Source organism: Geminocystis sp. CENA526, from assembly GCF_050753365.1.
GTDB lineage: Bacteria > Cyanobacteriota > Cyanobacteriia > Cyanobacteriales > Cyanobacteriaceae > Geminocystis.
Genome location: NZ_JBLZFY010000177.1, coordinates 1 through 5,052, shown reverse-complemented (window position 1 = coordinate 5,052; position 5,052 = coordinate 1). Strand labels below are relative to the sequence as shown.

Annotated in this window: 5 protein-coding genes; 2 read left to right on the top strand and 3 right to left on the bottom strand. The window is 35.9% G+C overall.

The genetic code is table 11. The annotated features are described in order from the left end of the window. The first annotated feature begins 281 nt into the window (after nucleotides 1-281). A complete protein-coding gene (locus ACN4EE_RS21985; RefSeq protein WP_431708655.1) occupies nucleotides 282-1,736 on the top strand; it encodes a glycoside hydrolase family 13 protein in 1,455 nt (484 codons plus the stop codon). A gap of 249 nt (nucleotides 1,737-1,985) precedes the next feature. Here ACN4EE_RS21985 and ACN4EE_RS21980 read toward each other — a convergent pair whose 3' ends face one another. The 3 genes from ACN4EE_RS21980 to ispE all read right to left on the bottom strand — a co-directional run bounded on the left by ACN4EE_RS21980 (nucleotide 1,986) and on the right by ispE (nucleotide 4,633). Beyond that, nucleotides 1,986-3,197: an acetate kinase gene (locus ACN4EE_RS21980; protein ID WP_431708654.1), complete on the bottom strand. Its 1,212-nt coding sequence runs from the start codon at nucleotides 3,195-3,197 to the stop codon at nucleotides 1,986-1,988. 3 nt (nucleotides 3,198-3,200) lie between these two features. After that, on the bottom strand, nucleotides 3,201-3,578 hold the full coding sequence (locus ACN4EE_RS21975) for a cyclic nucleotide-binding domain-containing protein (protein WP_431708653.1): 378 nt from the start codon (nucleotides 3,576-3,578) through the stop codon (nucleotides 3,201-3,203). A gap of 107 nt (nucleotides 3,579-3,685) precedes the next feature. Further along, complete coding sequence (ispE, locus tag ACN4EE_RS21970; RefSeq protein WP_431708652.1) at nucleotides 3,686-4,633, bottom strand: 4-(cytidine 5'-diphospho)-2-C-methyl-D-erythritol kinase; 948 nt, start codon at nucleotides 4,631-4,633, stop codon at nucleotides 3,686-3,688. Nucleotides 4,634-4,728: 95 nt separating this feature from the next. On the opposite strand from ispE, the gene ACN4EE_RS21965 reads away from it, so the two are divergent. Then, nucleotides 4,729-5,010, top strand: coding sequence for a DUF3288 family protein (locus ACN4EE_RS21965; RefSeq protein WP_431708651.1), 282 nt, complete (start codon nucleotides 4,729-4,731; stop codon nucleotides 5,008-5,010). The last annotated feature ends 42 nt before the right edge of the window (nucleotides 5,011-5,052 follow it).

The following is a 5,052-nucleotide window of genomic DNA, read 5'->3' as shown; positions in this document are numbered from 1 at the left end:
GGAGAGGGGGGAGAGGGGGGAGAAAATGCTGTAAAATCTTGTTTCAACCAGTCAACTTACCTACTTATTATGCAAACTATAGCGGTTTTTAAAATTATGAGGTACATTTTTTAATTGCCTCTTGCCTCTTGCCTTTCAACGACAATTTTTGTACCTCACCAAAACGAGAATTGCTATATTATGCAAACTAGATTTATTAAGTCTGATTTTGTCTTTAAAATTGACTAACTTTTGATAGAGTATTATAACAAACTCAGTAAAACATAATTAACAAAAAAATAATGAATATTCAAACACCAAATTGGGTTAAAAATGCTGTTTTTTATCAAATATTTCCCGATCGATTTTCTATAGGAAAACCTCCACAAAATTATCCTAATTATTGGCAATCATCAAACCTAGAATCATGGGAAAGTTTACCAACTCCTCAGAAATATAAAGGCGGAAATTTTTGGGGTGTCATCGATAAATTAGACTATTTACAAGATTTAGGCATTAACGCTATTTATTTTACTCCCGTTTTTCAATCGACTTGTAACCATCGCTATCATACCCACGATTATTACCAAATTGATCCCCTTTTAGGTGGAAATGATGCTTTTCTCGAATTTTTAAAACAAGCCCATAAACGGGATATTAAAGTAGTCTTAGATGGAGTTTTTAACCATGTGGGGAGGGGTTTTTTCTTCTTCAATGATATTTTAGAAAATGGACCTCATTCCCCTTGGTTAGACTGGTTTAAAATTGAAGGATGGCCTCTTAGTGCCTATGATGGTTCATATCCTGCTAATTATGTGAGTTGGGTGAATAATCGTGCTTTACCACAATTCAACCACAGCAATCCTCAAGTGAAAGAATACATCATGCAAGTAGCGGAATATTGGCTGAATCAAGGTATTGATGGATGGCGTTTAGATGTACCCTATGAAATCGAGGAGGAGGGTTTTTGGCAGGAGTTTCGCACAAGGGTAAAAGCAGTTAATCCCACCGCTTATATTGTGGGAGAAATTTGGACAGATTCTCGACAATGGTTAGATGGTAGTCAGTTTGACGGTGTAATGAACTATCTTTTTACAGCTCCTACTATGGCTTTTTGTGGTGGCGATCGAATTTTAAGAGAACACGTTGAGACTCCTCCTTATTACCCCTACCCTGCCATTAAAGCGGAAGAATATCAACGCAAAATCGAAGAATTACTGAATCTTTATGATTGGGAAATCACCTTAACTCAACTGAATTTGTTAGCCAGTCACGACACCGCTAGACTATTAACCATTGCTGGAGGAGACATTAAAACTGTCGAATTATGTACATTATTATTGTTAACTTTCCCCGGTGCACCTAGTATTTATTATGGTGATGAAGTGGGTTTAGAAGGTGCATTAGACCCAGATTCAAGACGTAGTTTTCCTGATAAAAAATATTGGAATCAAAACCTTTTAAATTATCATAAAAAATTAATTCAATTAAGACAGGAATATCCAGCATTAAGACAAGGTAAATATCAAGTTTTATTTGCTCAAGAAGATATTTATATTTTTAGTAGAACTTTAAATAATGAAAAAATTATAGTGGCTATTAATACCGATATTCAACCTCAAGAAGTAACGTTAGATTTTGAGGGTTCGATCGAAAAAATATTATTTGGACAGGGTAGTTTTATGATAGATAATCACGGGGTTCGATCGAGTTTAACTATCAATTTATCGCCTCGTAGTGGCTTAATTTTCCTTTAAATTACGATGTAAAAGTTACCGTATGGCTTATGTTAATATCTCAGATTATAACTGATAAGTTATTTAGGGTTTGCTGAAAAAGTATTTTGATGAAGAGATGGAAGAGCGGATTTGGGAAAAGGGAAAAGGGAAAAGGGAAGAGTGAATAAGTTACAAAAATCAAGGTTTTGAGGCTTTGTATTGGCGTATAATTACAGGATTGTTTTAAATAAAATTTAGTAAAAATTGTGAAAATTGAACACTTTTTAGTTAATGTAGTATGCCAAAACATTGTTTAGCGATCGACCAGTCTTCTTGGGTATGCACCACTAAAATTCTCACGGCAGAATCATCGGTAGCGATGTCTTTATCTCGACAAAATTGATTATTTTTTTCTGTATCTAATTTTAAGCCTAAAAACCCTAATTTTTCACAGATTTTCTCTCTTATAAAAGCGGAATTTTCTCCTACTCCTGCCGTAAAAACTAACCCGTCTAATCCCCCCAAAGAAGGCAACATACTGCAAATAACTTCTTGAATACGGTTAATATAAATTTCTACTGCCAATTTAGCTTTTATATCACCTTTTTCCATCTCCTCTAAAACCGTGCGCAAATCCCCTGAAATTTCTGAAATGCCCCATAATCCTGATTCTTTATTCAAAATTTTGTCAATTTTCGCCCCATCATAACCGTATTCTCTCATTAAATAAGTCACAATGGCAGGATCGATCGAACCGCTACGAGTCCCCATCATTACCCCTTCTAAGGGCGTAAACCCCATACTGGTATTAACACTAACACCATCTTTTACCGCCGTAATTGAGCAACCATTACCTAAATGACAAGTAATCAACTTAAGACTATCTAAGGTTGGATTGAGAATTTCGGCTGTACGTTGGGCTACATATTCATGGGAAATACCGTGAAAACCATAACGCTGAATCCCCTTTTCGTAATATTCGTAAGGGATAGGATAAATTTTGCCATAATCAGGGATAGTGCGATGAAAAGCTGTATCAAACACTGCAACTTGAGGAATATCTTTATTTATCTTCTCAATACTTTCAATGCCTTCCAAATGAGCAGGATTATGATTAGGCGCTAAAGAGATTAAATCCCGAATCGTCTGTTTTACCTCCTCAGTAATCAAAATTGCCTGAGAAAATTTATTTCCCCCATGTACTACCCTATGACCAACTACACTTATATCCGAAAAATCATTGATAACTTTAGTCTCCCCCTCCTTCAAAGTATTCAACATAGTGTTAATGCCCATTTGACGATAAGACATCGGTAACTCTAAGGTGATTTTATTATCGTTAGCCTCGACTTTTAATAGTCCATAGTTACTACTAACCGTCCAATCAATAGTTGCCTCCCAAAGAGGAGAAGGAGGAAAAATGATATTATCAAGGGATTTTATATCATATAAACAACTTTTTTGACTACTTGAACCAGCATTAAGAACTAAGATTTTCATAGCTTAAATTGACATTTTCTCTTTAAGTTTGCGCAAACGGCTTGATAAACTTCTCACAATTTCCAGAGCAAATAAAGGAGTTTCTTGTAATAAGAATAAAAATCTTTCTTTATTCAATTCCGCTAATTTACAATCGGTTTTAGCGATGGCAGTAGTTACCCTATCATGAGTTAATTGTACCAAAGCACCTTCTCCAAAAACATCATGCTCTTCGATGGTTTCGATAACTTTACCGTTACGCCATAATTCTACTTCACCTTTCATTAAAGCAAACATTTTATCTCCCTTTTCTCCTTCCTTAAAAATAACCTCTCCTGCACAAAAGTCATGGGTTTTGAGATGATTAAAAAATAAGTCAATAACGTCACTGGGTTCTAGCATAAGATCATATTCTAAAGTACTGAATCTATATTGTCTCAGGTCATGGAAATTTTTAGGTTAAGAAATTGTTAATTAATATTTTGAGTAGATTCAAGTTAAAAAATCTCCTAATCTTCGATCGTAATAATGCCGTGAGGACACATCTGAGCTACCCAACAATTTAAGTTGGGATCATTTATACTATTTTGTACTTTTTGGGCGATCGAAGTGGCTTCTTGTTCTGTAGTACACAAAGCAAAAACAGTCGGTCCTGAACCTGACATCATTGCTCCCAAGACATTTTCATTCCGAAAAGCGGTTATAAGCTCTGATACGGCTGGATATTCAGGTAAAACGACTTTTTCGAGGTCGTTATATAATAACCTTCCTATGGCTTTACTATCCTTATTTGTGATAGCTTTCACCAACTCTCCACTATGTACTTGATGAGTACGACTTTTTACCTCTTTTCCATCGGAGACGTAAAACTGCTCATACTGTTGTCGATAAGCATTATAAGCCCAAGGAGTAGAAACCCCCAAGTTACTATATTTAGCAAGGATAACCCATATATCGGTCAAATCTGACAAAGGCTCGATTTCTTCCCCTCTTCCCGTAGCGATCGAAGTACCTCCAGAAATACAAAAAGGTACATCTGAACCTAACAAACTAGCTAAATCTCGTAATTCTGGTTGTGTTAGTCCTAATGACCACATTAAATTAATGCCAACTAATACACCTGCACCATTGGTTGAACCTCCTGCAAGTCCTGCGGATACAGGGATATTTTTTTCGATCGTAATATCGACACCGCCAAAATTACGGGCGGCTTTCGGGAATTTTTCCTGCATCAAAGTCACGGCTTTATAGGCTAAATTGCTATTATCTAATGGTACTTCGGGATTCTGACAATAGAGACGTATATTATCTGTGCCGTTGGCGCGTAAATGGATTTTATCACCCAAATTGACGCTTTGCATAATCATCACTAATTCATGATAACCGTCAGCTCGATGACCTATAATTTCTAAGTGAAGATTAATTTTAGCAGGGGCAAATAAAGAGTAGGATTGCATAGTAATTAGGAATTAGGAATTAGGAATTAGAAATTAGGAATTAGAGGGTGAATTTTTATTCTTCATTCTTCATTCTTCATTCTTCATTCTTCATTATGAGCATAGATCAAAAACATCCTTTAGGTCATATCGATCGAGAAATCGTCAAAAAAATATTTGTTGAGGGTAAAACTGATTATAACTTAGCAGAGGTAGCGCGGTTAAAAATTCGTTACCAAAATTTTCCGGGGGCGAGGGATATTCAGTTTGACTTAGAAACCATCATCAAAGAATGGGATATGACAGAAGAAGAACTTTTTGCTCAAGCAAGAATATTACACAGTTCAGGTTCAATATACCGTAAACCATCCCCAGATGATCAAGAAGACTGGAGTTAACATGAAAATGAGAGGGGGAAGAGGGGGAAGAGGGGGGAGAGG

Coding starts and splice junctions, on each gene's coding strand:
- ACN4EE_RS21985 (WP_431708655.1), top strand. CDS start 282: ATGAATATTCAAACACCAAATTGGGTTAAAAATGCTGTTTTTTATCAA.
- ACN4EE_RS21980 (WP_431708654.1), bottom strand. CDS start 3,197: ATGAAAATCTTAGTTCTTAATGCTGGTTCAAGTAGTCAAAAAAGTTGT.
- ACN4EE_RS21975 (WP_431708653.1), bottom strand. CDS start 3,578: ATGCTAGAACCCAGTGACGTTATTGACTTATTTTTTAATCATCTCAAA.
- ispE (WP_431708652.1), bottom strand. CDS start 4,633: ATGCAATCCTACTCTTTATTTGCCCCTGCTAAAATTAATCTTCACTTA.
- ACN4EE_RS21965 (WP_431708651.1), top strand. CDS start 4,729: ATGAGCATAGATCAAAAACATCCTTTAGGTCATATCGATCGAGAAATC.